The organism is Pseudomonas sp. MWU13-2862 (genome assembly GCF_023242495.1).
In the GTDB taxonomy this organism is placed as follows: domain Bacteria; phylum Pseudomonadota; class Gammaproteobacteria; order Pseudomonadales; family Pseudomonadaceae; genus Aquipseudomonas; species Aquipseudomonas gingeri_D.
This window is the reverse complement of the sequence record NZ_JALMEZ010000017.1, coordinates 46527-70586: the sequence shown is the minus strand read 5'-3', so window position 1 is coordinate 70586 and position 24060 is coordinate 46527. Positions and strand designations below refer to the sequence as shown.

Annotated in this window: 18 protein-coding genes; 12 read left to right on the top strand and 6 right to left on the bottom strand. The window is 62.2% G+C overall.

Going from position 1 to position 24060, the window contains the following annotated elements; all coding sequences use genetic code 11:
• Positions 1-169 precede the first annotated feature (169 nt).
• The 7 genes from M5C56_RS26575 (at position 170) to M5C56_RS26545 (ending at position 10519) form a co-directional block, all read left to right on the top strand.
• Positions 170-2695, top strand: coding sequence for an acyl-CoA dehydrogenase (locus M5C56_RS26575; protein ID WP_103497227.1), 2526 nt, complete (start codon positions 170-172; stop codon positions 2693-2695).
• 33 nt (positions 2696-2728) lie between these two features.
• Positions 2729-4081, top strand: coding sequence for a 3-oxoacyl-ACP reductase (locus M5C56_RS26570; protein ID WP_103497228.1), 1353 nt, complete (start codon positions 2729-2731; stop codon positions 4079-4081).
• 3 nt (positions 4082-4084) lie between these two features.
• Positions 4085-4978, top strand: a complete 894-nt coding sequence (locus tag M5C56_RS26565; protein ID WP_103497234.1) for a MaoC/PaaZ C-terminal domain-containing protein — start codon at positions 4085-4087, stop codon at positions 4976-4978.
• The gene (locus M5C56_RS26560) at positions 4975-6273 is read left to right on the top strand and encodes an acetyl-CoA C-acetyltransferase (RefSeq protein ID WP_103497229.1); all 1299 of its coding nucleotides are present in this window, start codon (positions 4975-4977) and stop codon (positions 6271-6273) included. Before M5C56_RS26565 ends, M5C56_RS26560 begins: the two co-directional genes overlap by 4 nt.
• A gap of 21 nt (positions 6274-6294) precedes the next feature.
• Positions 6295-8016: an AMP-binding protein gene (locus M5C56_RS26555; protein ID WP_103497230.1), complete on the top strand. Its 1722-nt coding sequence runs from the start codon at positions 6295-6297 to the stop codon at positions 8014-8016.
• Positions 8017-8280: 264 nt separating this feature from the next.
• The gene (locus M5C56_RS26550) at positions 8281-8685 is read left to right on the top strand and encodes a TraR/DksA family transcriptional regulator (RefSeq protein ID WP_100943636.1); all 405 of its coding nucleotides are present in this window, start codon (positions 8281-8283) and stop codon (positions 8683-8685) included.
• A 217-nt stretch (positions 8686-8902) separates the two neighbouring features.
• On the top strand, positions 8903-10519 hold the full coding sequence (locus tag M5C56_RS26545; RefSeq protein ID WP_103497231.1) for a methyl-accepting chemotaxis protein: 1617 nt from the start codon (positions 8903-8905) through the stop codon (positions 10517-10519).
• Between the two features lie 160 nt (positions 10520-10679).
• Here the strand turns inward: M5C56_RS26545 and M5C56_RS26540 are convergent, their stop codons facing one another.
• A complete protein-coding gene (locus tag M5C56_RS26540; RefSeq protein WP_103498887.1) occupies positions 10680-11081 on the bottom strand; it encodes a hypothetical protein in 402 nt (133 codons plus the stop codon).
• Between the two features lie 515 nt (positions 11082-11596).
• On the opposite strand from M5C56_RS26540, the gene M5C56_RS26535 reads away from it, so the two are divergent.
• The 3 genes from M5C56_RS26535 (at position 11597) to M5C56_RS26525 (ending at position 13389) form a co-directional block, all read left to right on the top strand.
• A complete protein-coding gene (locus tag M5C56_RS26535; RefSeq protein ID WP_100943867.1) occupies positions 11597-12064 on the top strand; it encodes a hypothetical protein in 468 nt (155 codons plus the stop codon).
• Complete coding sequence (locus M5C56_RS26530) at positions 12064-12267, top strand: hypothetical protein (RefSeq protein WP_103498886.1); 204 nt, start codon at positions 12064-12066, stop codon at positions 12265-12267. The genes M5C56_RS26535 and M5C56_RS26530 overlap by 1 nt, the downstream gene beginning before the upstream one ends.
• A 105-nt stretch (positions 12268-12372) precedes the next feature.
• Positions 12373-13389, top strand: coding sequence for an ABC transporter substrate-binding protein (locus M5C56_RS26525; protein ID WP_103498885.1), 1017 nt, complete (start codon positions 12373-12375; stop codon positions 13387-13389).
• A 15-nt stretch (positions 13390-13404) separates the two neighbouring features.
• Here M5C56_RS26525 and M5C56_RS26520 read toward each other — a convergent pair whose 3' ends face one another.
• The 5 genes from M5C56_RS26520 to M5C56_RS26500 all read right to left on the bottom strand — a co-directional run bounded on the left by M5C56_RS26520 (position 13405) and on the right by M5C56_RS26500 (position 17838).
• Complete coding sequence (locus tag M5C56_RS26520) at positions 13405-14520, bottom strand: Gfo/Idh/MocA family oxidoreductase (RefSeq protein ID WP_103498884.1); 1116 nt, start codon at positions 14518-14520, stop codon at positions 13405-13407.
• Between the two features lie 89 nt (positions 14521-14609).
• Entirely contained in the window at positions 14610-15377 is a 768-nt protein-coding gene (locus M5C56_RS26515; protein WP_103498883.1) for an SDR family oxidoreductase, read from the bottom strand.
• A 26-nt stretch (positions 15378-15403) separates the two neighbouring features.
• On the bottom strand, positions 15404-16471 hold the full coding sequence (locus tag M5C56_RS26510; protein ID WP_103498882.1) for a phosphotransferase family protein: 1068 nt from the start codon (positions 16469-16471) through the stop codon (positions 15404-15406).
• Positions 16472-16752: 281 nt separating this feature from the next.
• Positions 16753-17067 (bottom strand): SCP2 sterol-binding domain-containing protein, encoded by a 315-nt coding sequence (locus M5C56_RS26505; RefSeq protein ID WP_103498881.1) that lies wholly within the window; start codon positions 17065-17067, stop codon positions 16753-16755.
• Positions 17068-17127: 60 nt separating this feature from the next.
• A complete protein-coding gene (locus M5C56_RS26500) occupies positions 17128-17838 on the bottom strand; it encodes a histidine phosphatase family protein (protein ID WP_103498880.1) in 711 nt (236 codons plus the stop codon).
• A gap of 208 nt (positions 17839-18046) precedes the next feature.
• Here M5C56_RS26500 and sohB point away from each other — a divergent pair, with 208 nt between their 5' ends.
• Both sohB and M5C56_RS26490 read left to right on the top strand, forming a co-directional pair.
• Positions 18047-19069, top strand: a complete 1023-nt coding sequence (gene sohB / locus M5C56_RS26495; protein WP_103498879.1) for a protease SohB — start codon at positions 18047-18049, stop codon at positions 19067-19069.
• Between the two features lie 127 nt (positions 19070-19196).
• Positions 19197-24050, top strand: a complete 4854-nt coding sequence (locus M5C56_RS26490) for an NEL-type E3 ubiquitin ligase domain-containing protein (protein ID WP_247263370.1) — start codon at positions 19197-19199, stop codon at positions 24048-24050.
• Positions 24051-24060: the final 10 nt, after the last annotated feature.

Genomic DNA, 24060 nt, shown 5'->3' with positions numbered 1-24060 from the left:
CGTGCCCTGTTCATTCAGAATGATTAAATATTTATTTTAAAAAATAATTTTAAATCATGCCTATTCTTTGTAAGGTAGAGCCAATGGGTCGTCGTGGCGATGACTGGCCCAAGGTGCCATTTACGATCGGTGCCCGTGGTTTCCCCTGACTGTTCAAAGAGGTGTGCTCATGACTTTCTGGTTGTTGCTGGCTGTGGCGGGGGCCTTGGCCCTGGGGTATCGGCAGGCGTCCGCGCGCTTGTGGTTGGCGGGCGTGCTGGTCTGGCTGGCCGGTGGTTATCTGTTCGGCGTGGTCGGGCCACTGGGCACCGCCATCGGTGCTCTGTTGCTCCTGGTCCCAGCCATGGTGCTGGCGGTCAGGCCCTTGCGCCGGGCCTTGCTCTCGCGCCGGGCCCTGGTCCTGTTCCGCCAGATCATGCCGGCCATGTCCGACACCGAACGCGCGGCGATCGAGTCCGGGACCGTCTGGTGGGACGCCGAGCTGTTCAGCGGCAAACCCCGTTGGCAGCGCCTGCTGGGCGCCGCGCCGGCACGTTTGAGCGCGCAGGAGCAAGCCTTCCTCGACAACGAGGTGGAAACCCTCTGCGACATGGCCAACGACTGGGAAACCACCCAGGTCTGGCAGGACCTGTCGCCCCAGGCCTGGCAGTACACCAAGGAGGCCGGCTTTCTCGGCATGATCATTCCCCGCCAATACGGCGGCAAAGGCTTCTCCCACTACGCGCACTCCCAGGTGGTGATGAAGCTCTCGACCCGCTGCTCGGCGGCGGCGATCTCGGTGATGGTGCCCAATTCCCTGGGCCCGGCCGAACTGCTCCTGCATTACGGCACCGAGGCCCAGCGCCAGTACTATCTGCCGCGCCTGGCCCGGGGCGAGGACATTCCCTGTTTCGCCCTCACCAGCCCCTACGCCGGTTCCGACGCCGGGGCGATTCCCGATCTCGGGGTGGTCTGCAAGGGCACTTTCGAAGGCCAGGAAGTGCTGGGTTTCAGCGTGACCTGGGACAAGCGCTATATCACCCTGGGGCCGATTGCCACGGTGCTCGGCCTGGCGTTCCGCGCCGAAGACCCGGATGGCCTGCTGGGCAGTCCGGGCAGCCTGGGGATTACCTGCGCGCTGATCCCCACGTCCCATCCGGGGGTACAGCACGGTCGCCGGCACTGGCCGCTCAACGCGGTGTTCCAGAACGGGCCGACCCAGGGCAAGGATGTCTTTATTCCCCTGGAATGGGTGATTGGCGGTCGTGAGCAGGTCGGCAATGGCTGGCGCATGCTGATGGAGTGCCTGGCCGCCGGCCGGGCGATTTCGTTGCCCTCGGCGAATGTCGGCCTGGGCAAGGTCGCCGTGCGCGGGACCACGGCCTATGCCGCGATGCGTAAACAGTTCGGCCTGCCCATCGGCAAGTTCGAAGGCGTGCAGGCGCCACTGGCGCGCATGGCCGGGCATCTGTATGCCTGTGATGCGGTGCGCAAGGTTTCGGTGGCGGCCCTGGATGCCGGCGAGAAACCCTCGGTGATCTCCGCTATCGCCAAGTACCACGTGACCGAGCGGGCCCGGGCCATTGTCAACGACGGCATGGACATCGCCGCCGGCAAGGGCATCTGCATGGGGCCGAACAATTTCCTGGCCCGGGCCTACCAGCAAAGCCCGATTGCCATCACGGTGGAGGGCGCGAATATCATGACCCGCTGCCTGATCATCTACGGCCAGGGGCTGATTCGCTGCCATCCCTACGTGTTGCGTGAAATGGAGGCGGCGCGGCGCCAGGGGCCTGAAGGGCTGGAAGCTTTCGACAGGGCGATGTTCGGGCATATCGGCTTTGTCCTGGCCAACACCGTCCGGGCCGCTGTGCACGGGTTGACGGCGGGGCGGTTGCTCAAGGCCCCGGTTAAAACCGATCCGGCCCTGGCCCCTTACTACCGGCAGATCGAACGCCTGTCGGTGGTGCTGGCGCTGGTTTCGGATATTTCCATGGGCGTGCTGGGCGGGGCGCTGAAACGCAAGGAAAGCATCACCGGGCGGCTCGGCGATATTCTCTCGCAGCTGTACATCCTGTCCTGCGTCCTCAAGCGCTTCGAGGACGACGGCCGGCCCCGGGCGGACCTGCCCCTGGTGCACTGGGCGGCTCAGGATGCCCTGTGGCGGGCCCATGAAGCCTTGAGTGAAACCCTCGACAACTATCCTTCGAAAGCCGCCAGCCGAGTGATTCGCGGCCTGGCGTTTCCGTTCGGCATTGTCCTGCGCAAACCTTCCGACCGGTTGCTGGCGGAAGTCGCCGAGCTGGTGCAAACCCCCGGCGAGAGCCGCGACCGGCTGTTGGCCGACTCCTATATGCCGCAGCCGGATATCGACAAGCTGGCCTACGGTGAACTGGCATTCCGGCTGCAGCCCCAGGTGGATCTGATCGAAGCACACCTGAAACCGGCCGTGCGCCAAGGGCTGCTCGCGCCGTTGCCGATTTCCCGCGAGGCATTTGCGCCCTGGCGGACCCAGGCCCTGGCCGCGCAACTGATCAGCGGCGAGGAGGGTGAGCTGCTCGGGCGCTATGTTGAATATGCCGACCATGCAATCCAGGTGGATGATTTTCCCCAGGACTTTGGTCTGTTGGAGGCGTTGCAGCGGCGCCAGGCGCATATCGATCAGGCGGACAAGAGCCTGGGCAAGCGTCGGGTGGCCGCGGGCAACCCGGTTTAATGATGTTTCTCGGGTTTTTATCGGAATCTATTCATGGCTGACGGTTACCTTTCATTCGTCAATACCCCCTGGGGCCACTGGCTGGCCCGGACCCTGGGCCTGCCGCAACCGCTGCCGTTGCAACGTTATCGCCCAGGTCAAGCGGGCAACCTGCTCAATCCGGTGGTGCTGGCCACCGGGCCCCAGGGCCGCTTGTTGGGCGAGCTGCAACGGATTTTTGCGGCCACCGAGACTGTGGCGGCGCTCCCCGCGAGCCTCGATGCGCCGTCGACGGTCAAGGTCCGGGGGCTGGTGTTCGATGCCAGCGGCCTGGCTGATGTGCAGCAGTTGGACGAGTTGTACCGCTTCTTCCACGCCAATGTCCGGCGCCTGAGCGCCCACGGCCGGGTGCTGGTCCTCGGCACGCCGCCGGAACACTGCACGTCGCTCGCCCAGACGGTGGCGCAGCGGGCCCTGGAGGGCTTCGTGCGCTCCCTGGGCAAGGAGCTGCGGCGGGCGATCACCGCGCAACTGCTGTATGTCGAGCCGGGGGCCGAAGCGGAAATGGACAGCAGCCTGCGTTTCTTCCTGTCCCGGCGTTCCGCCTTTGTCTCTGGCCAGGTGGTGCGGATCGCCGAACCGGTGGACGTGCCCAGGGATATCCTCTGGGACAAACCGCTGACCGGGCGCCGTGCGCTGGTCACTGGGGCGTGTCGCGGTATCGGCCTGTCTATCGCCCAGGTGTTGGCGGGTGAGGGCGCCCAGGTCGTCTGCCTGGATATCCCCGCCGTGGAAGCCGAGTTGCAGGAGGTGGCGGCCTCCCTCGGGGGCACCGCGCTGGCCCTGGACATCACCGCGCCCCAGGCGGCCGAACAACTGCTGGCATTCGCCGGCGAGCAAGGTGCGTTCGATATCGTCGTGCACAACGCCGGCATCACCCAGGACAAGACCCTGGCGAAAATGACCGAAGCCGCCTGGCGCAAGGTCCTGGCGGTGAACCTGGAGGCACCGTTGCGGTTGAGCACGGCTTTACTGGAGGGCCAGGCGATCAGTCCCGGCGGGCGTATTATCGGGGTGTCGTCGATTTCCGGTATCGCCGGCAACCTGGGGCAAAGCAACTATGCCACGTCCAAGGCTGGTGTGATCGGCCTGGTGCAGGGCCTGGCACCGTTGGCGGCGCGCCAGCAGGTCACGGTCAATGCGGTGGCACCGGGGTTTATCGAGACGCAGATGACCGCGAAAATTCCGTTGCTGATTCGTGAAGCGGGGCGACGGATGAACTCACTCTCTCAGGGCGGACAGCCCGAGGACGTCGCCCAGACCATTGCCTGGCTGGTGCATCCGGCTTCCGGCGGGATCAATGGACAGGTGGTCCGCGTCTGCGGGCAAAGCCTGCTGGGGGCCTGAATGATGAAAGCCGATTCCTCCATTCGTCTTATCGACCCGCCGCCTTCCGGCGTCCGTTTGCTCTGGCTCGGCCTGCGCAGCTTGCGCAAGCCCAAGCTCGAAGGCCTACCGCGCTTGCCCGACGAGCAACTGGTGCGGCCGGCGGTGGAGCTGTTGGAGGCGGACATCGTCCGTTACGCCCGGGCCTGCGGTTTTCGTCCCGAGCACGGGGTGCCGCTGTCGTTTCCCCATAACCTGGCCTTGCCTCTGCACCTGCTGTTGCTGACCAGTCCGGCCTTTCCCTGGCCGGCCAGCGGCATGGTCCATCTGGCCAATCGCATTCGCCAGTACCAACGCCTGGAGGCCGGGCAGGCCTTGCGTCTGGAAGTGCATTGCGAGCGCTGGGTGGCGCACCCCAAGGGCCAGGCGGTACTGATCGTGACGCGGGCCAAAGGTGGCGGCGGCCTGGTGTGGGAAGGCGAAAGCCTGTATCTGCGCCGTGGGGTGGCCGCTCCCCAGGGTGAGCCCTGGCAGGGCGTATTGGACCTGGATGAAGCTGCCCTGGTGCGCACTCAGCGCTGGTCCTTGCCAGCGGACCTGGGGCGGCGTTTTGCCCGGATCTGCGGCGATTACAACCCGATCCATATCTCCTGGCTGGGCGCGCGCCTGTTCGGGTTCCGGCGGCCTATTGCCCATGGCATGTGGACCCTGGGCCGCGCACTGGCGGCGCAACAACCGCCACAGCCGTTGGCCGCCGCGGAGCTGACCTGCGAGTTCAAGCTGCCAATCTTCCTGCCCGGCAGCGCCACGCTGTGGAATGTGCCGCCGACAGGCTCGCGTCACAAATTCGAAGTGCGCAACGCGGCAGGTGACAAACCGCATATGCGTGGACTCTTTATCCGGGGAGATCAGTCATGAGTACCTACGCTTTCAACCCGGCGCCGGTGCGTCGGGTCGCCATCCTCGGTGGCAATCGCATTCCATTTGCCCGCTCCAATACGGTGTACGCCCAGGACAGCAACCAGGACCTGCTGGTGGCGGCCTTGCAGGGCCTGATCGATCGCCACGGCCTTGAGGGCAAGCGCCTGGGGGAATTCGCCGCCGGGGCGGTGATCAAGCATTCGCGGGACTTCAACCTGGCCCGCGAGTCCCTGCTGTCCACCACCTTGTCGCCAGAGACCCCGGCCTACGATGTGCAGCAAGCCTGTGGCACCGGCCTTGAGGCGGCGTTGCTGGTGGCCAACAAGATTGCCCTGGGGCAGATCGACGTGGGGATTGCCGGTGGCGCCGATACCACCTCGGACGCGCCCATCGCGATCAACGAAGCCTTGCGCCAGATCCTCCTGCGGGCCAATCGCTCCAAAAGCCTGGGCGATAAGCTGCGCAGCCTGCTCGGGGTACGTCCGGGGATGTTCTTCAAACCCCTGCTGCCGCGCAACGGCGAACCGCGCACCGGGTTGTCCATGGGCGAGCATTGCGAGGAGATGGCCAAGCGTTGGCAGATCCGCCGACTGGCCCAGGACGAACTGGCGCTGACCAGTCACCAACGCCTCGATGCCGCCTACAAACGCGGTTTCTTCGATGATCTGATCAGCCCCTATCGCGGGCTGAAACGCGATAACAACCTGCGCGCCGATGCCAGCCTGGAGAGACTGGCCGGCCTGGGGCCGGTCTACGACCAACGCAGCGGCACCCTGACCGCCGGCAACTCGACGCCATTGACCGATGGCGCCTCGGTGGTCCTGCTGGCAAGCGAGGAATGGGCGCAGGCGAACAACCAGCGGGTGCTGGCTTACCTGCGTACCGGCGAAACCGCGGCGGTGAATTTTGTCGACGGCACCGAGGGCCTGCTGATGGCGCCGGCCTACGCCGTGCCACGGATGCTCGCCCGCGAAGGCCTGGGTTTGCAGGACTTTGACTTCTACGAGATCCACGAGGCCTTTGCCGCCCAGGTGCTCTGCACCCTGAAGGCCTGGGAAGACCCCGACTATTGCCGTGAGCGCCTTGGCCTGGATGCGGCGTTGGGTTCGATCGACCGTAGCAAACTCAACGTCAACGGCGGTTCCCTGGCCTGCGGGCATCCGTTTGCCGCCACTGGTGGGCGCTTGCTGGCGACCCTGGCCAAGGCGATTGACGAGCGCGGCCAGGGCCGTGGACTGATCTCCGTATGTGCCGCCGGCGGGCTGGGTGTGACCGCCATCGTCGAAAAATAAAACAACAACAAGGAAAGTGCCATGAGCGTCGCAAGCCTGCACAGCATTGACCAGCGCATCTGGTTGAACGCCTACCTGCCGGGGGTTCCCGCCGATATCGAAAGCGAGATCGACCGTTATCCGTCACTGCGCGAGGTGTTTCTCGAGCATATGGAGAAGTACCGTGAACGCGTCGCCTACGTCAGCATCGGCACTGAGATGGGGTATCTCGAATGGGAGCGGCGCGCCTTTGCCTTCGCGGCCTGGCTGCAGTCCCGAGGGGTGAAGAAGGGCGATCGCGTGGCGCTGATGATGCCCAACTGCCTGCAATATCCGATCTGTCTGTTCGGCACCTTGTTGGTGGGCGCGGTGGTGGTCAACGTCAACCCGTTGTATACCGCCCATGAACTCCGGCACCTGCTCAAGGACAGCGGCGCCGAGACCGTGGTGATCTTCGAGAACTTCGCCCATACCCTGGAACAGGTGCTACCCGGCAGCGCGCTGAAAAATATCGTGGTGGCGGCCATCGGCGACCTGGTGGGGACGCTCAAGGGCGCGGCCCTGAACTTTGTGCTGCGGCATGTCCAGAAACAGGTGCCGCGTTTCCATCTGCCGGGGGCGATCCGCTTTACACGGATGATGAAGCAGGCCGCAACGCTGCGGGTCAGGAAGGTCAAGCTGGCCCACGATGACATTGCCTTCCTGCAATACACTGGCGGCACCACGGGCGATGCCAAGGGGGCGATGCTTACCCACCGTAATATCCTCGCCAACCTGATGCAGGCCAAGGCCTGGGTCGGCAATCAGCTGGATGAGAACCAGCAGGAAACCAACGTCACCCTGTTGCCGCTGTATCACGTGCTGTCGCTGACGGTGAACTGCCTGATGTTCATGTGCCTGGGCGGGCGCAATATCCTGATCGCCAACCCCCGTGACGTAAAGCGGGTCCAGATGATCCTGCGCAAGGAGAAGTTCAGCGGCATTGTCGGGGTCAATACCCTGTTCAACGGGCTGCTGGAAAACGAAGCCTTTCGCGGCCGCGATTTTTCCGATCTGAAGCTGGCGATTGCCGGTGGCATGGCCACCCACACCGCCGTGGCCCGGCGCTGGAAAGAGGTGACCGGGGTGCCGATCATCGAAGGCTACGGGCTGACCGAGTGTTCGCCGGTGGTCAGCATCAGCCCCATCGATATTGCGCGGATGCGCGAGGGGGATTTCAGCGGGACCATCGGCGTGCCCTTGCCCTCGACTTGGGTGCGTTTCATGCGCGAAGACGGCGAGCTGGCGCAACTGGGCGAGGAGGGTGAGTTGCAGGTCCGCGGCCCGCAGGTGATGAAAGGCTACTGGCAGCGGCCGGAGGAAACCGCCCTGGTGCTGGACCGGCACGGCTGGCTGTCGACCGGCGATATCGGGGTAATGAACGAGCGGGGCTTTATCCGCCTGGTGGATCGCAAGAAGGACATGATCCTGGTGTCGGGCTTCAATGTGTACCCCAACGAGATCGAGGATGTGGTCGCCCTGCACCCCGGCGTCGCCGAAGTGGCGGCCATCGGCGTTGCCGATCAGGTCACCGGGGAGCGGGTGAAGATCTTCGTGGTGCGCAAGGACCCGGCCTTGACCGAGGCCCAGTTGCTGGCGCATTGCCGGGAGTACCTGACAGGGTACAAGGTGCCGCGGATTGTCGAGTTTCGCACTGAAGAACTGCCCAAGACCACGGTGGGCAAAGTGCTACGTCGTGCGCTGCGTGACCATTTGTCTCCTTAACTGACGCTTTGCAGTGAATTTCTTGTTATAAACACACTCCGATACGTCTCCACGGGACCGGCGCCAGAGCGCCTGTGTGGGCGCATCGGACGTTTTTGCTGTCATTTCAGTTGCTGACTCGATAACTCGGCCTTAGACTGCCGCCCCTCGTAAATTGAGTGCCGGGTGGCGCTTGGAATGGACGGCGCCTTTCTGTGCATCCCCTCAGGTGCGCAGAACGCTCCCTAATTCGCCTTAATGCACGTATTTTCTATAGAGAAATCAATGACAAAGGAAAAGTTGCTGGCCATGCCGGCGGACGACTACATGAACGCCGAGCAACTGGCTTTCTTTACCGAGCTGTTGCAAGCGATGAAAGTCGAAACCCACGAGCGTATCGAGCAGAACCGTATTGCCATCGAGAGTCTCGATACCCCGGCTGACCCGGCTGACGCCGCTTCCGTTGAAGAAGAACGTACCTGGCTGGTGAACGCCATCGACCGCGACCAGCGCATGCTGCCGCAGTTGGAACAGGCACTGCTGCGCATCAACGACGACTCCTTCGGCTGGTGCGACGACAGCGGCGAGGCGATCGGCCTCAAGCGCCTGCTGATCAGCCCGACCACCAAGTACTGCATCGAAGCTCAGGAACGTCACGAGCAGATCGACAAGCATCAGCGCCAGGCCTGATCGCTGCCCCCTGCAGGTGCCGGCTTGCCGGCGATCCGGACGACGCGGTGTTTCTGTCACGCCACGTCATCGTTCATCGTCGGTAAACCCGCCTCCACACCCGCCCCATAGCAGCTATCGTTGATGCATACGCCCTACAACTAACGGACCATGGCTAATGGCCCGATAGTGGCGTTTAATGCAAAAAAACAACTAGAAGCTCACGGTGGGTAAGTACATGTCTGGAGAAGGAATTCTGCCTGGGGTCGGGTCGCACGTGGACGTGCCATCGAAACCGGCGCGCTGGCTGACACCCCTGATACAGAGCGTGGGGCTGGCGCTGTTGTTGTCGGCCATGGCCTTTGCCGGCTGGTCTCTGGGCGTTTGCCTGCCCCTGGCGCTGTTGTTGATCTGGCTGCCGCGCCTGCGGATGCGCCAGGCCCCGGCGTCAGCCGTGCAGAGCGGCGGCGATACCCTGGCGCAATTGACCCGCGACCTTTCCCATACCACCAGCCATAACGCCCTGTCCGCCGCCGGCGTGGCCTTTGCGGTCAAGCAGCTGGCCGGCAAGGTGCAGTCGCAGCTCAGTGCCGCCGCGCAGATTGTCGCCAGTGCCGAACAGGTGATCAGCACCGAGCAGACCACCTCGCACTTGAGCCAGCAGGCCCTCGGCTCGGCCAGTCAGGCCCGCAGCAGCAGCGCCGAAGGGCATACGGTGCTGGCGGAGTCCATCGGCCGCATGCACCGGCTCAGCCAGCAGGCCAATGCCAGTCGCCAGACAATCGAGGCCCTGAGCCAGCGCAGCGAAGAAATCCAGCGGGTGACCCTGGTGATCCAGGCGATCGCCAGCCAGACCAACCTGCTGGCCCTTAACGCCGCCATCGAGGCGGCCCGCGCCGGCGAGCATGGTCGCGGTTTTGCCGTGGTCGCCGACGAAGTACGCGGGCTGGCCGGGCGCACGGCCACGGCGACCGATGAGGTCGGGGTCATGGTGGCCGATATCCAGCAGCGCACCACCCAGGTCGTCGAGCAGATCCGTCAACTGGCCCAGGACCTGGACGGCGGTGTGGAGCAGGTCGAGGATACCGGCCGGCACCTGGCGAATATCGCCGGCCTGGCGGCCAGTGTCGAAGCGCAGGTGGGCGAGATCGCCCGCGGTGCACAGAGCAACCGCGAGCAACTGGACAGCCTGTTCACGGCGGTGGAGCAGATGCGCGGCGACCTGGCCGTCAGCGACCAGCAGACCCGCCACCTGACCCAGGCGGCGACCCAGATGGAAGGGCAGGCCGAGACCATCAGCCAGCGCCTGGCCGAGGTCGGCCTGGACGATTACCACCAGCGGGTCTACGACCTCGCCCGTGAAGGGGCCGGACAGATTGCCGCGCGTTTCGAGGCGGATATCGAACAGAACCGCATCAGTCTTGATGACCTGTTCGACCGGACGTACCAGCCGATCGCCAATACCTCGCCGGCCAAATACCAGACGCGTTTCGACCGTTACACCGATCAGGTCCTGCCGGCGATCCAGGAGCCGTTGCTGGCGCGCCATGAAGGGTTGGTGTTCGCCATCGCCTGTACGCCCCAGGGCTATGTGCCGACCCATAACCAGGCGTTTTGCCAGCCCCTGACGGGTAACCCGCAGCAGGACACGCTGCACAACCGGACCAAGCGCAAGTTCGATGACCGTACGGGGATTCGTTGTGGCAGCCACCAGCAGCCGCTGTTGTTGCAGACCTATACCCGCGACACGGGTGAGCTGATGCATGACCTGTCGGTGCCGATCATGGTCAAGGGCCGCCATTGGGGCGGACTGCGCCTGGGCTACAAGCCGGAAAGTGCACCCAAAAAAGGGTGATGGTGTACTCAAGGGGCTCTTCGCGGCGGTGCGGCGTCCCGACAAGCCCTGCTCCTACAGTTCTCTGTTGTTCGCCGACTTCGTGTCCGCCACAGTACTGTAGGAGCAGGGCTTGCCCGCGAAGACGTCGGTTCAAGCGCCACAAAATTGCGGGGTTGGCTCAGGCCGTAGTATCAACCATCCCGGCCATCAGCTTTTCCGCCATGAACAGCGCGGTGCTGGTGCCGTTCAGCGCGGCGCCGAGGGCGGCGACCTGGGCCTTGGCCGGCTGGACCGCGGCTTCGCGCGCGGCGGCGTCGGGATGATGACCGCTTTTGGTCGCCGCCAGGCGCGCGTTGGCCCGGCGCAGTTTTTGCTGCAGCTGTTCGATCTGTGCCCGGAGTTTCTTGACCCGATCCTGCGCCGCCTTTGCATTGGCCGCCAGGCTGTCGCCCAGCAGATTCAAGCCACTGTCGCCATCCAGCAAAGGGTCGGACGAAAGACGGCTGGCGGCACTGCCGCTCTCTTCGGGGGACGACAGGAGGAAGGCGGGTGGGATCAAGGAAACATTCAAGTTGATCATCGGCGATACTCCGGGAATGACGCTTGCCAGATTATCGACCGCGGGATGGCATTCTGTAGTCTCGACGAGCGCTTCTACAGGGTATTTGCGACAGACTGGACACAATTGAGTACTTTTTGTCTTGTAAGATGCTGCTCACGGGTAGTTTGATTGGCCCGAATGGCCTGACGTGTTCTAGAATCACTTCCAGTGTCCAGGGGCTGATTTCATCCAGGGCATTTTTTGCAACCTGCATGTCGGAAATTACTTTTTTTCAGGAAGGCCTTCCCTCGCAAATTCAGTTGCCGGTTTCCCGTGATCGGTGCAATGCGGTGTTTTCCTTCAAGCGCTGATGACACTTCGCAGAAGTCATGGGACCTTGCATCCATTAGGCTTGCTGCGCACCGGTGAGCATCGCCAGGCCGCGCGGGCAAACATCAGGGCTTTCTATTCAGTAACCGACGGCGGTGACCGATCGTTTTGTGTTGCCTGACACTTGCCGGGCGGCTTCATTTTTCGAGTTTGAGGACTTTTCGTTGGCAGTCAGTAATCTGGATATGCATGCACTGTTTGTACTGGGTGATCTTCGGGCCAAGCTGGTCAAGCAGTTTCAATCGCGTTTCGTCTATATCACCGAACAAACCGCCGAAGGCATCTACATCGCCGAGATCGACACCGAAACCTCCCTGGTGGTCGATGACAAGCAGCACCTGGAGCTCAAGGTCGGCGATCATTTTCGTGCCGCGGTATTGCCCAGCCGCGAAGGCGGCAAGTTCGACATCAAGTTTCGCGAGATCAAACTGACGGTCTATGGCCTGGGCGACTATGCCTATATCACCGTACCGGAAGGCCATGGCATTGTGTTCAAGGAAGGGCATACCGTGGTGATGGTGTTTGCCGCCCATGAACAGTTGCAGGGCACCTTGAGCAAGACCCTCAAGGACGTGACCAAGAAGGCCGCGCGCTGGCGCAAGGGCGAACTGACCTTCAAGGCCAGCGAGTAATGGGTTTGACCCGGGCCGAGTTCCATCAACAGCATGTGCGGCAGGCCAGTGCCGAGGCCCGCCGGTTGTTCGAACGCAAGGCCGAACTGCAGGGCGCCTGGCTCAACTGGGTCGCGGCGCAATTGTATGCCCTGGGGCCTGCGGAGTATGTCAGCATGGTCCGACGTGAGTTGCAGCAACTTCAGTCGCCAGATACTCATTGATCGCTGGCGCATCATTCCGGGAACCTCGACTACAGTTCTGCTGACTGAATATTTCCGGGCTTTCGGACTTTTCGCCGAAAAACGATCTGCGATTGAGGTGATTCCATGAAAGGATTTCGCGCGCTGTTCGCCAGCGCCCTGGCTGTTTTCTGTATCGGCGCCATGCCGCTGGCGGTTCGAGCCGCGCCCCAGCCGATCCACTTTGCCGACCTGAACTGGGAAAGTGGCAGCCTGATCACCGACATCCTGCGGTATATCGTCGAAAAAGGTTACGGCCTGCCGACCGATATGCTGCCCGGCACCACGGTGACCCTGGAAACGGCCCTGGCCAAGAATGATATCCAGGTGATTGGCGAAGAGTGGGCCGGACGCAGTCCGGTGTGGGTCAAGGCTGAAGCGGCGGGTGAGGTTGCAGCCGTTGGCGATACCGTCAAGGGTGCCACCGAGGGCTGGTGGGTGCCGGAGTACGTGATCAAGGGCGATCCGGAGCGTGGCATCAAGCCCCTGGCGCCGGATCTGCACGGGGTCGCGGACCTGGCCCGCTACAAGGATGTGTTCCGCGACCCTGAGTCCCCGGATAAGGGTCGTTTTCTCAACAGCCCGATCGGCTGGACATCGGAAATCGTCAACCAGCAGAAACTCAAGGCCTACGGCCTGACTGACAGTTATGTGAACTTTCGCAGTGGCTCCGGAGCGGCGCTGGATGCGGAGATCACCTCATCGATCCGGCGTGGCAAACCGATCCTGTTCTATTACTGGTCGCCGACGCCGCTGTTGGGCAAGTTCAAGCTGGTCCAGTTGCAGGAGCCGGCCTTTGATGCCGAGGCCTGGAAGACCCTGACCGACCCGGAGAATCCCGATCCCAAGCCGAGCCGTTCTTTGGCTTCGAAGCTGAGCATTGGCGTGTCTACGCCGTTCAAGACGCAATACCCGCAGATACTGGCGTTTTTCGCCAAGGTCGACCTGCCGATTGATGTGTTGAACCAGGCGCTGGCGAAAATGAGCGAGGAGCGCCTGCCGCCACGCCAGGTGACGGAGGCTTTCCTCAAGGGGCATCCGGAGGTCTGGAAGGCCTGGTTGCCCGTGGATGTGGCCAACAAGGTTGCCGCCAGCCTCAAATAATGCAGCCCACAGGTTCTACAGTTCGCTGACGTCGACCCAGCGCCGCTCCCTGGCCGCCCGGCGAATTGTTGTCGCCAGGCGCTCCACTTGCCAGGCCTCTTCGAAGTCGGTCCCCGTCTGGCTTCGACCGGCCAGGGCCTCGATCAATGCCTGGACCTCCAGGGCCTTGAGTTCGTTGTAACCCAACTGATGGCCGGCGGCCGGGCTGAAGGCTGCGTAACGCGGTAGATGCGGCCCGGCCAGCAGGCGCTGGAAACCGTTCTGGCCGGCGCGGCAGAGTTGCAGTTCGTTCAGGCGCTCCTGGTCGAAGGCCAGGGTGCCCCGGGTGCCGCTGATCTCGAAGCTCAGGTGGTTCTTGTAGCCGTGCTTGAGCCAGCTGCTGCTGAAGGTGCCCCGGGCGCCATTGGCGAAGCGCAGCAGGGCGTGGACCTGGTCGTCGACGGCAATCCCACGGGTCTCCAGGCTGCCGGCACTGGCCGGGCGCTGTGCATGGACGGTGCGGGTGTCGGCACACACGGCGCTGATATCGCCGAGCAGATAACGAGCCATGGCCAGCAGATGGCTGCCCAGGTCGGCCAGGGCGCCGCCGGCATGCTGGGCTTCGCAACGCCAGGACCAGGGCGAGGCGGGGTCGGCCATGAAGTCTTCGCTGAATTCGCCCTGGAAACCGACGATTTCCCCCAGTTCGCCGCTCTGGATCAGCTCCCGGGCCAGGTCGATCATCGGATTGTGCTGGTAGTTGTAGCCCACGCGGGTGACCACGCCGGCCTGTCGGGCAGCGTCACGCATTTGCGTTGCCTGATCCAGGTCGACCGCCAGGGGTTTTTCGCAGTACACCGCCTTGCCCGCCGCAAGGGCGGCCATGGCCATGGGGAAATGCAGGTGATTGGGCGTGGTGATCGCCACCACCCCGACCCGGGGATCGTCAATCAGTTGTTGCCAGTCGCCGTAGGCCTGCTCGAAACCCCAGGCCTGGGCGCAGGATTCGGCACGCCGGGCGTCGGCATCCGCCAGTGCCACCAGGCGCAGCTTCAGCGGCAGTTCGAATACGGCGCTGGCATTGTGAAATGCCAGCGCGTGGGCACGGCCCATAAAGCCCGTGCCGATCAAGCCTATTCCCAACTCGTCCATCACCACGCCCTCTGATTATTATTTTCAGGAAGGGCTATTTATAGAATTTAAATTCAATAAATTCAACTGATGGAATTTTTATTTCATGATCAGGACAGGAAACCACCGTCCACGTTCAGCGCTACCCCGGTGGTGTAGCTGGAGGCATCGCTGGCCAGGTACAGCACGGCCCCGGCCATTTCGCTCGGCGCGGCGACGCGCTTGAGGGGGATCTGTTGCAGGGCGGTCTTGAGGATCGCTTCGTTGCTGACCAGGGCCGAGGCGAACTTGGTGTCGGTCAGGCCCGGGAGCAGGGCGTTGCAACGAATACCGAACTGCGCGCACTCCTTGGCGAAGACCTTGGTCATGTTGATCACGGCGGCCTTGGTCACCGAGTAGATGCCCTGGAAGATGCCCGGGGAAATGCCGTTGATCGAGGCCACGTTGATGATGCTGCCACCGCCGTGCTCGCGCATCAGCTTGCCGGCTTCCACCGACATGAAGAAGTAGCCGCGGATATTCACGTCGACGGTTTTCTGGAACGCGCTGAGATCGGTGTCCAGCACATTGCAGAACTGCGGGTTGGTAGCGGCGTTGTTGACCAGGATGTCCAGACGCCCGAACTGCTCGCGGATACCGGCGAAGACCTGGCTGATCTGTTCCATTTCACCGATATGGCAGGCGATGGCGGTGGCCTTGCCGCCGTCGGCGATGATCGCATCGGCCACGTGCTGGCAGCCTTCGAGCTTGCGGCTCGAGACAATCACATGGGCGCCTTGCTGGGCCAGCAGCTTGGCAATGGCCTCGCCGATACCACGGCTGGCGCCGGAAACAAAGGCGATCTTGCCATCGAGGTCGAACAACTGGGTCTTGGACATGGTGATTTTCCTGGTTGTAGGCGCGGTCAGAGGCTGGACGACTGGATGACTTTCAGGCTCATCTGCTCCAGCAGCTTGTTCATGTGAATGAACTGCGCAAAGCGGTTGTCCTGGGTCTGGCCGTGGAAGAAGCGGTAGTAGATCTGCTGCACGATGCCGGCCAGGCGGAACAGGCCGTAGGTGTAGTAGAAATCGAAGTTGTCGATGGCGATCCCCGAACGTTCGGCGTAGTAGTCGACGAACTGGCGGCGGGTCAGCATGCCGGGGGCGTGGCTGGGCTGGCGGCGCATCAATTGCACCGGGGCCGGGTCGCCCGCCTCGATCCAGTAGGCCAGGGTGTTGCCCAGGTCCATCAGCGGGTTGCCGATAGTGGTCAGTTCCCAGTCGAGCACGCCGATGATCTGCATCGGGTTGTGGGGATCGAGGATCACGTTGTCGAAGCGATAGTCGTTGTGCACGATGCTCGAGGTCGGATGGTCGGCGGGCATCTTGTCCTTGAGCCAGGTCCGTACCGCTTCCCAGCTCGGGGCGTCAGGGGTCAGGGCTTTTTCGTAACGCTCGCTCCAGCCACGGATCTGCCGCTCGACGTAACCCTCGGGTTTGCCCAGGTCAGCCAGGCCGCAGGCCGTGTAGTCGACCTGGTGCAGTTCGACCAGACGGTCGATAAAGCTCTTGCACAGGGTTTCGGTCTGCGCGGCATCCAGGCCCAGCTCCGGTGGCAGGTCGGAGCGCAGGATGATGCCCTCGACCCGCTGCATCACATAGAACTCGGCGCCGATCACCGACTCGTCGGTGCAGTGCACATAAGCCTTGGGGCAGTACGGGAAACCGTCCTTGAGCTGGTTGAGGATGCGGAACTCGCGACCCATGTCGTGGGCGGACTTGGCCTTGTGACCGAACGGCGGCCGACGCAGGACAAATTCCTGTTCCGGGTAGCGGATCAGGTAGGTCAGGTTCGAGGCGCCGCCGGGGAACTGGCTGATCGTCGGCAGGCCGTGCAGGCCCGGAATATGAGCCTTGAGATACGGATCGATCAAGCCGGCATCCAGCTCTTCGCCGGCGCGGATACGGGTGGACTGGTCAGTAAGCGTCATGCTTATCCCTTCTGCTTATTCTGGAGGCCAGAGATTATTGACTAATCTAATGCTCGCCCTGTCTGCCTACAAGCGCGCTCCGCTGTTATAGGCCGGGGTGTTGCAGGATGATCAGCGTGCCTGATAGGCCAGCGTAGAGGGAAAGCGGTGCTTGGCAAGAGTGCCCATTGCCGGAGCAGGCTTGCTCGGGGGGGGGGCGATATAACGCACGAAACCCGATGCCCGTGACGCCAGGGTGGGCATCGCGGGCTATCGGGTTTCGACTGTTCTACGGGCGTGGATCAGGTCGGGAACAGCTCGCTCAGCTTCATCGACAGCATCATGTCGCCTTCGACGCGCAGCTTGCCGCCCATGAATGCTTGCATGCCGTCGGTCTCGCCGCTGACGATGCCTTTCATGGTCTCGCCGTCAGTTACCAGGGTCACGTTGGCATCCGGGTTTTCGCCTTCCAGCAGTTTGCAGGTGCCGTCCTTGACGATCAGCGAGAAGTGCTGGTCATTGTCGATACGGAAGCCGAAGACAACGTCCAGGCCGGCGGCGGCGGCTGGGTTGAACTTGTGTTGCATTGCTTCTACGGCGTGGGCTACAGAGGTCATGGTTCGATCCTTTTATGGGTAAATACGGCAACGACCCCAAGGGTCACGGTGGGCCGGAGCTTATCGGAAGGTGATCAGCTCCGGGGCCTTCAGCAGTTGCAGGTGCGCTTGACTGTTGAAGGACGCCAGGGCCACCTCGCGACCGCGAAACTTGAGCTGGTTGAGCGAGGTGTTGACGATCTGCCAGTTCAGCTCAAAGGCTTCCCTGGCTGGAATTCGGGTGATCAGGTGGAGCAGGGCGGTGATGGTTCCGCCGGAGGTGAACACGGCGATTTTCTGGCTGTTGTCGGCCTGTTCGAGAATCCGCCGCAGCCCGCCCTCGACCCGGGCGACAAACCCCAGCCAGCTTTCCAGCTCCGGGGTGTCATGCTGGCCACTGAGCCAGCGCTCGATGATCAGGGCGAACAGGCGCTGGAACTCGCCACGGTTTTGCGCGGCGTTGCGCAGGATGTGCAGGGCTTCGGGTTCATCCGGCAGCAAGCCGGGCAACAGCGCGCGGATCACCGCGTCGGCGTCGAACTCGTTGAAGGCTGTATCGGTTTCCAGGGGCGGGACCAACAGGCCGGCGCCGTCGCACTGCGCCAGGGCGGTGAGCGCGGTATCCTGCTGGCGGCGCAGGTCGCCGGCCAGGCAACGGTCGAAGCTCAGGCCCAGGTCGGCCAGGTGCTTACCGAGGACCTCGGCCTGGCGAATACCGATCGGCGAGAGCACGTCGTAGTCATCCGCACCGAAGGAGGCCTGGCCATGTCGAATCAGATAAATGCTGCCCACGTCCGCGTCGTCCCGGTACGTTGAAGGTCTGGCGAGGTTATGAGGATGGCGGAAGCCTGTCAATAAAAAAACATACGCTCGTTTGAAATGTTTGTTAGAGACACAATTCAGGCGGTGCCACAACTGGCCGCAAGGCCGCCTCGACGGTATGCTGGATTGGTCGTGAGCTCCCACAGCCGGGGGCCGCCTGGTTTTGTAAGGAGTCACCGTGGAGTTTGTCGCCGAGTACGCAAGTTTTCTGGCTAAAACCGTTACCCTGGTTATTGCGATCGTCGTGGTCCTGGTGACCGCGGCCACGCTACGCAGCAAAGGTCGGCGCCGGTCGGCGGGGCAGTTGCAGGTCAGCAAGCTCAACGATTTCTACAAGGGTCTGCGCGAGCGCCTGGAGCAGAGCCTGCTCGACAAGGACCAGCTCAAGGTCCTGCGCAAGCAGCAGGCCAAGAGCGAGAAAAAACACAAGAAGCAGCCGGAGTCCAAGCCACGGGTATTCGTGCTGGATTTCGACGGCGACATCAAGGCTTCGGCCACTGAAAGCCTGCGTCATGAGATCACCGCATTGCTCAGCCTGGCCACGCCCAGGGATGAAGTGGTGTTGCGCCTGGAGAGCGGCGGCGGCATGGTCCACAGTTATGGCCTGGCCTCCTCGCAACTGGCGCGTATCCGCGAGGCCGGCGTACCGCTGACCATCTGCATCGACAAGGTCGCGGCCAGCGGCGGCTACATGATGGCCTGCATCGGCGACAAGATCATCAGCGCGCCCTTTGCCATTCTCGGCTCCATCGGCGTGGTGGCGCAGTTGCCCAACGTCAACAAGCTGCTGAAGAAGCACGATATCGATTTCGAAGTGCTGACCGCCGGCGAGTACAAGCGTACCTTGACCGTGTTTGGCGAAAACACTGAAAAAGGCCGTGAGAAGTTTCAGCAGGACCTGGATATCACCCATCGCCTGTTCAAGAACTTTGTCTCGCAGTACCGCCCGCAACTGGCCATCGATGAAGTGGCCACCGGCGAAATCTGGCTGGGTGTCGCGGCCCTGGACAAGCAGTTGGTGGACGAACTGAAGACCAGCGATGAATACCTGTCCGACCGCGCAAAACATGCCGAGTTGTTCCATCTGCACTATGCCGAACGCAAGAGCCTGCAAGAGCGCGTCGGGCTGGCGGCCAGCAGCTCGCTGGAGCGTGTGCTGGTCAATGGGTGGAGTCGTTTGACCCAGCAACGTTTCTGGTAGACCGCTACCTCGATGGTTTCTGTCAATCGTCTCGGACAGAAACCATCCGACCCTCAAATAAGTACCCCCTTTCCATGGCAAACACTCAATAAGCTGGAATCTCTAATGGATATCCAGGTTGATTGCCATGGAAGAAACAAACGTCGTTGAGTACAGCCGGATACCTGCCGAGGCAGGTATTCATTTCGATAGGATCAAAGAGAAGATTCCCAGTTGGCTCTACCGAGCCGCTCCGGAAATACGCCTGTTATTTCGCGAACATCTGCTGGCCCTGGAAACGTCGAGACATGAAGTCCGGCGGATCATGGCGCAGTTGCAGAAGATTGATGTGTTCTGTACGCCACTTCTGGTCCAGGCGCTGGAAAGACAGATCAACAGCGACCAGGACTTGCAAAGTGCCCGCTTTGTCAGGGTCGATGCTACTTACCTGTCCAGTATCTTCGAAGATAAATTCTATACCTTCTCCCACAGCCAGACGCTGCTGGAGGCGGCCTTGCAGAACTTCGAGGCTGGCGAGACCTTGTCGGGAGTGTTGTCAGGCAAGGCGGTTATCCAGTTTCCCGCTGATGCTGGGGGTGTTAACACCTCACTTGCACCGGAAGACTTTGCCTGGGCTTGTCGAACGCTGAACCTGGGGGCCTTGTACCAGGCGCATATCGACAGTGTTTTCAATCCTCCCGGTCAGCCGTCGGCCAACGGAGCTTTGTCGGTAAAACAGCACTTTGCCGAGTATGACAAGCAGACCTTGGCGGTGACCGCCGATATCGCCTACATGAAGGGGGAGATCACCGCGACCACCTACGCTTTACTGCTGGAGTTGGTCAAGGGGCAGGCAGGTTTGAGGTTGGGTGGCGAACTCCTGCATTACAGTCGGATGAAAATGTTCGATATCGAGTTGAGCGGATGGGTGGTCATCGGCGCGAAACTGGCGGAGGACTCGACCTTACCCTGTATTGCCTATATTCCGGATGACCCGCGTGGTCCACTGAAGTACTACCGGCACTTTCTCCTCCTTGAGCATGATTTGACGCTGAAACTTCGGGACCCGTCTTATCGGCAGTTTTTCGCCCGTTTCGTCCCCGAGGAGCACCGGCTGCGGTTCCTGCGAACCCTCAATGCCAGATTGCTTTCCCAGGATCGAACCTGGCCGCCCGTGCCGGCGATTTTCCAATATATCCCGCTGACCGAAGTACCCATCGAAGGCGATCTGTTCGAAAGTTTCCAGCAGCAACGCTACCGTCAGATCAAGGCGCATGCGCGGCTGCTGGCGGTGCCCACGGCCGACGTCGACGCCCGGGTGCGCCAGGCGCGTCTGGACGCCTACCGCGAAGCCGGTCTGAGCCTGTTGGCGCTGGCTTTATCGTTCGTGCCGGTAATCGGTCAGATCATCCTGGCGGCGGCGGCGGTGAAGATGGTCGTGGAGGTCTATGACGGATTCGCGGCTTGGCAACTCGGGGAAAAACGCGAGGCCCTCGGCTATCTGCTGGGTGTGGTCGAAGACCTCGCCCTGTTGGCGGCCGGGGCGGTGGTGGTGAAGGGCGGCAAGGCCCTGTTCAAGACGCTGTCCCCGTCTTCAGTCGATGCCTTGATTCCCGTTGAAGCGCCGGGAGGTCGGCGCCGCTTGTGGAGAGCCGATCTTGCCCCCTATGAGCGTGATATCCGTTTGCCTGAGGATCTCGAGGCCGACGCGATGGGGCTTTATCCGTTCCAGGACAATCTCTATTTGCCGCTGGAAGGGAAAGTATATGCCGTGAGGTATGACCGGGCTCGCCTGCAATGGCAGATTGAGCACCCGGAAGGCGAAGCGTTTCACGCCGTGCCGCTCAGGTTCAACCGTACGGGTGTCTGGCAAACGATTTACGAGCGCGTCGCTGACTGGCCCGTGGAGCAATTGTTCCGCCGCCTCGGCGAGCCCATGGTCGGACTCGGCAACCAGCTGCGTTTGAAGATCCGCCAGTTCTGTTCCGCTCAGGAGAATGTCTTGCGCAAAGCCCTGGCGGACAATCAGCCGGTGCCCGCGCTGCTGCTCGATACGATCAAGCGCTTCAGGATCGACCAGGCCATCAGCGATTTTATCGGCGAGGTACCCGACGCGCTATCGCGAACGCTGGAGCAGGGCGATCTGCGCTTGCGGGTACTGACATCGTTGCCCGACTGGCCGGAAAACCGGGTCGTCCAGGTGTTCAATGGGTTGGGTGAAGTCATGCAGGAGTACGGTCGGCGCACGGGCGAGCAGTTCTCCTCGTTGCAGATCATCGAGTCGCAGCTCAAGAATGGCAACCTGCTCCAGTCGACGCTGAACATGTTGAGCGAGCCTGAGCGTCAAACGCTGTTCGGTGCGGAGCTGACGGACAACGGGCGGCGTGTCCGGGTACTGAGCCAACGCCTCAGGCAATGGGCCGGGCAGCGAAGGCAATGGTTGTTCGACGAGTTGTACGCGGCGAGCGAGAAAACCGACGACGACAGGGTCAATCGTATTCTCGGGGTGTTCCCCGGCTTACCGGGAAGTGTCGCCCGGGAATTGATCGCCCATGCCAACAGCGCCGAACTCGATCTCTTGAGCGAGCGGGTGCCGCTACGGTTCTCGGAGGAAATTAGCTGGTACCTCAAGCAGTTGCGGCTTAACCGGGTGTGCGAGAGCTGGTATTTGCTGGCCCCGCAATACGCCCTGGCAGACCGTCTTGCACTGCATACGCTTGGGCGATTACCCGGCTGGCCGGCCAAGGGGTTGCGGATTGAGTTGCGAGAACAGCGCTTTACCAGTGAGGCGCTGGAAACGGCGGGGGATCCGGATATCACCACGCCCCGGGTGATTCTCAAGGTCGGTCGACAGTACAACGCCTTCGATCACTCGGGGACGCTCCTGGGCAGGGCCGATAACATATTCGACGCGATGGTGCGTGCCTTGCCGGAGCCTGATCGCGTTGCCCTCGGATTCCGCGGTGCGGAGCGAGGCGCCTGGCTGAAAGAACAGATTGTCGCCCAGGTTGCCCGAGATCCTTATGCCGCCCAGGATACGCTGGGCCTGTCGCCTTTCAGTCGCAGGTTCAGGCCACCGATGCGCCTGGCCTCCGGGCGCATCGGTTACCCGATGAGCGATGTCGGCAGGGTCCTGGGGTATTCCGAGCGATTGATAGGGCGTGTGCGTGACTTGTATCCGGGGTTCTCCTCGGAAGAGGTGGGTCGTTTTCTCACTTCACTCCACCTGCCCGAGTCTGCCTGCCTGGTGGAGCTCGAGCGCCTGCGGGGGGAGTATGAGGTGTTGTTCACCACACTGGATAAATGGGTGCAGCGCCAGACCTGGAGGCGTGTGCGGGGCACCTTGCAAGTCGCTCCCGTGGCCCTCGACAACAAGCAGCGGGTGGCCGATGCGATCCTGGCCTGCTGGAGAAAACAGTCCAACCGCAATCGGTTGGGTGGACAGTACTTCTACGAACTGGACCTGTTGGGCATGCGGGTCGGAGACTTGCCGGCGATCAGCGCCGACTTCAGTCATGTGGGCTTTCTGTTCATGAATGATATGGCCGTCGCCAGCACCGAAGTCTCATTTTTATCCTGCTTCAGGCAGTTGCGCTGGTTGTCCATGGGCTTCAACCATCTGGGTAGCCTGCCGGTGGAGTTGGGGCAGATGTCCGAACTGATCCATCTGCACCTGCCAGGCAACCAGATTGTGCTGAACCGCCAGAGCGCGGAGGTGTTGACCCGGCTGACCCGGCTGAAATTCCTGAATCTTTCGGATAACCCTCTGGTCCAGCCCCCCGATATCAGCCAGATGAGCCAGCTGGAGACCCTGTTGTTGCGTCATACCGAGCTGGATCGCTGGCCTGTCGGGCTGCCGGGGTTGAGCAACCTGCAGCGTGTGGATCTGCGGGGCAATCGGATTTCGACCATCCCCGAGGCGGTTTACTCCGGGCCGGTCTCCATCAACCGGATTACCCACCTTCATGACAACCCGGCGCTTTCGGTCGAGGGCATGCTGCGGTTGCAGCGTTACGAACGCGAAACCGGCATCAATTTCGGCATCGATATGCCGGGCCGGCGGCACCCCCATGCCCTGCGTCGAACCACGTCGCTTCGCGAGTGCGACAACTGGCTGGGGGCCATATCCGCCGAGCAGAAGGTTCTGAAAGAACAGCAATGGCAGTTGCTGCATCGGCAGCAAGGTTCCGCGGACTTTTTCAAGCTGCTGGCGGACCTGAGTGTCACCGCCGAATATCGCGAGGCGCGCGAGGATTTGAGCCTGCGGGTCTGGCAGGTCGTGGAGGCGGTCAGTCAATACAGTGAACTGCGCGAGGAGCTGTTTGTCTCGGCGTCCCATCCGCAGACCTGCTCCGATGGTGCGGAACTGATCTTCAGCGACATGGAGATCCGGGTCCTGGTGAATCAGGCGAGGGCCATGGTCGTGGGCACCCCGGCTACTACCGAACTGAATCTGTTGAAGCTGTCCCGGGGATTGTGGCGCCTGGATGAAGTCGAGAGCCTGGCTCAGACGGATATCGAGGCGCGGTTGAAGTTGCCCGATGCGTCAGGGGTCGACCCGGTGGAGGTGAGGCTGGCCTACCGCATCGGTCTGACGGAGCGACTTCGCTTGCCGGGACAGCCCAAACACATGACGTTTACTGAGTTGGCCCGGGTGACGGAGCAGCATCTGGACGCGGCTTATGCCAAGGTCCTGGCCCGGGAGCGGACCCCGGCGTATGCGCGGGCCTTGGCCGATCGCGAGTTCTGGGCCAGCTACCTGAAGGAGCATAACCCTTCGCGATTCAAGGGGATTGATGCGCAGCACCAGGCTGCTGTGTCCGCGCTGGATGCCCGGCGTACGAGCAGAAGTGATCCCCATTGGCATGAGTTCATCGATATCGAACTGGAGGCCCAGATGGGGGATCAACTCAGGGCTTGGCGGGAAGCCCAGGCCAGGGAGACGCTGGCGTTGACCGAAGAGGTGCTCGAGAGAATCCCAGCGCAGGAGCTGGATGCTTGAAGCCCGGCGC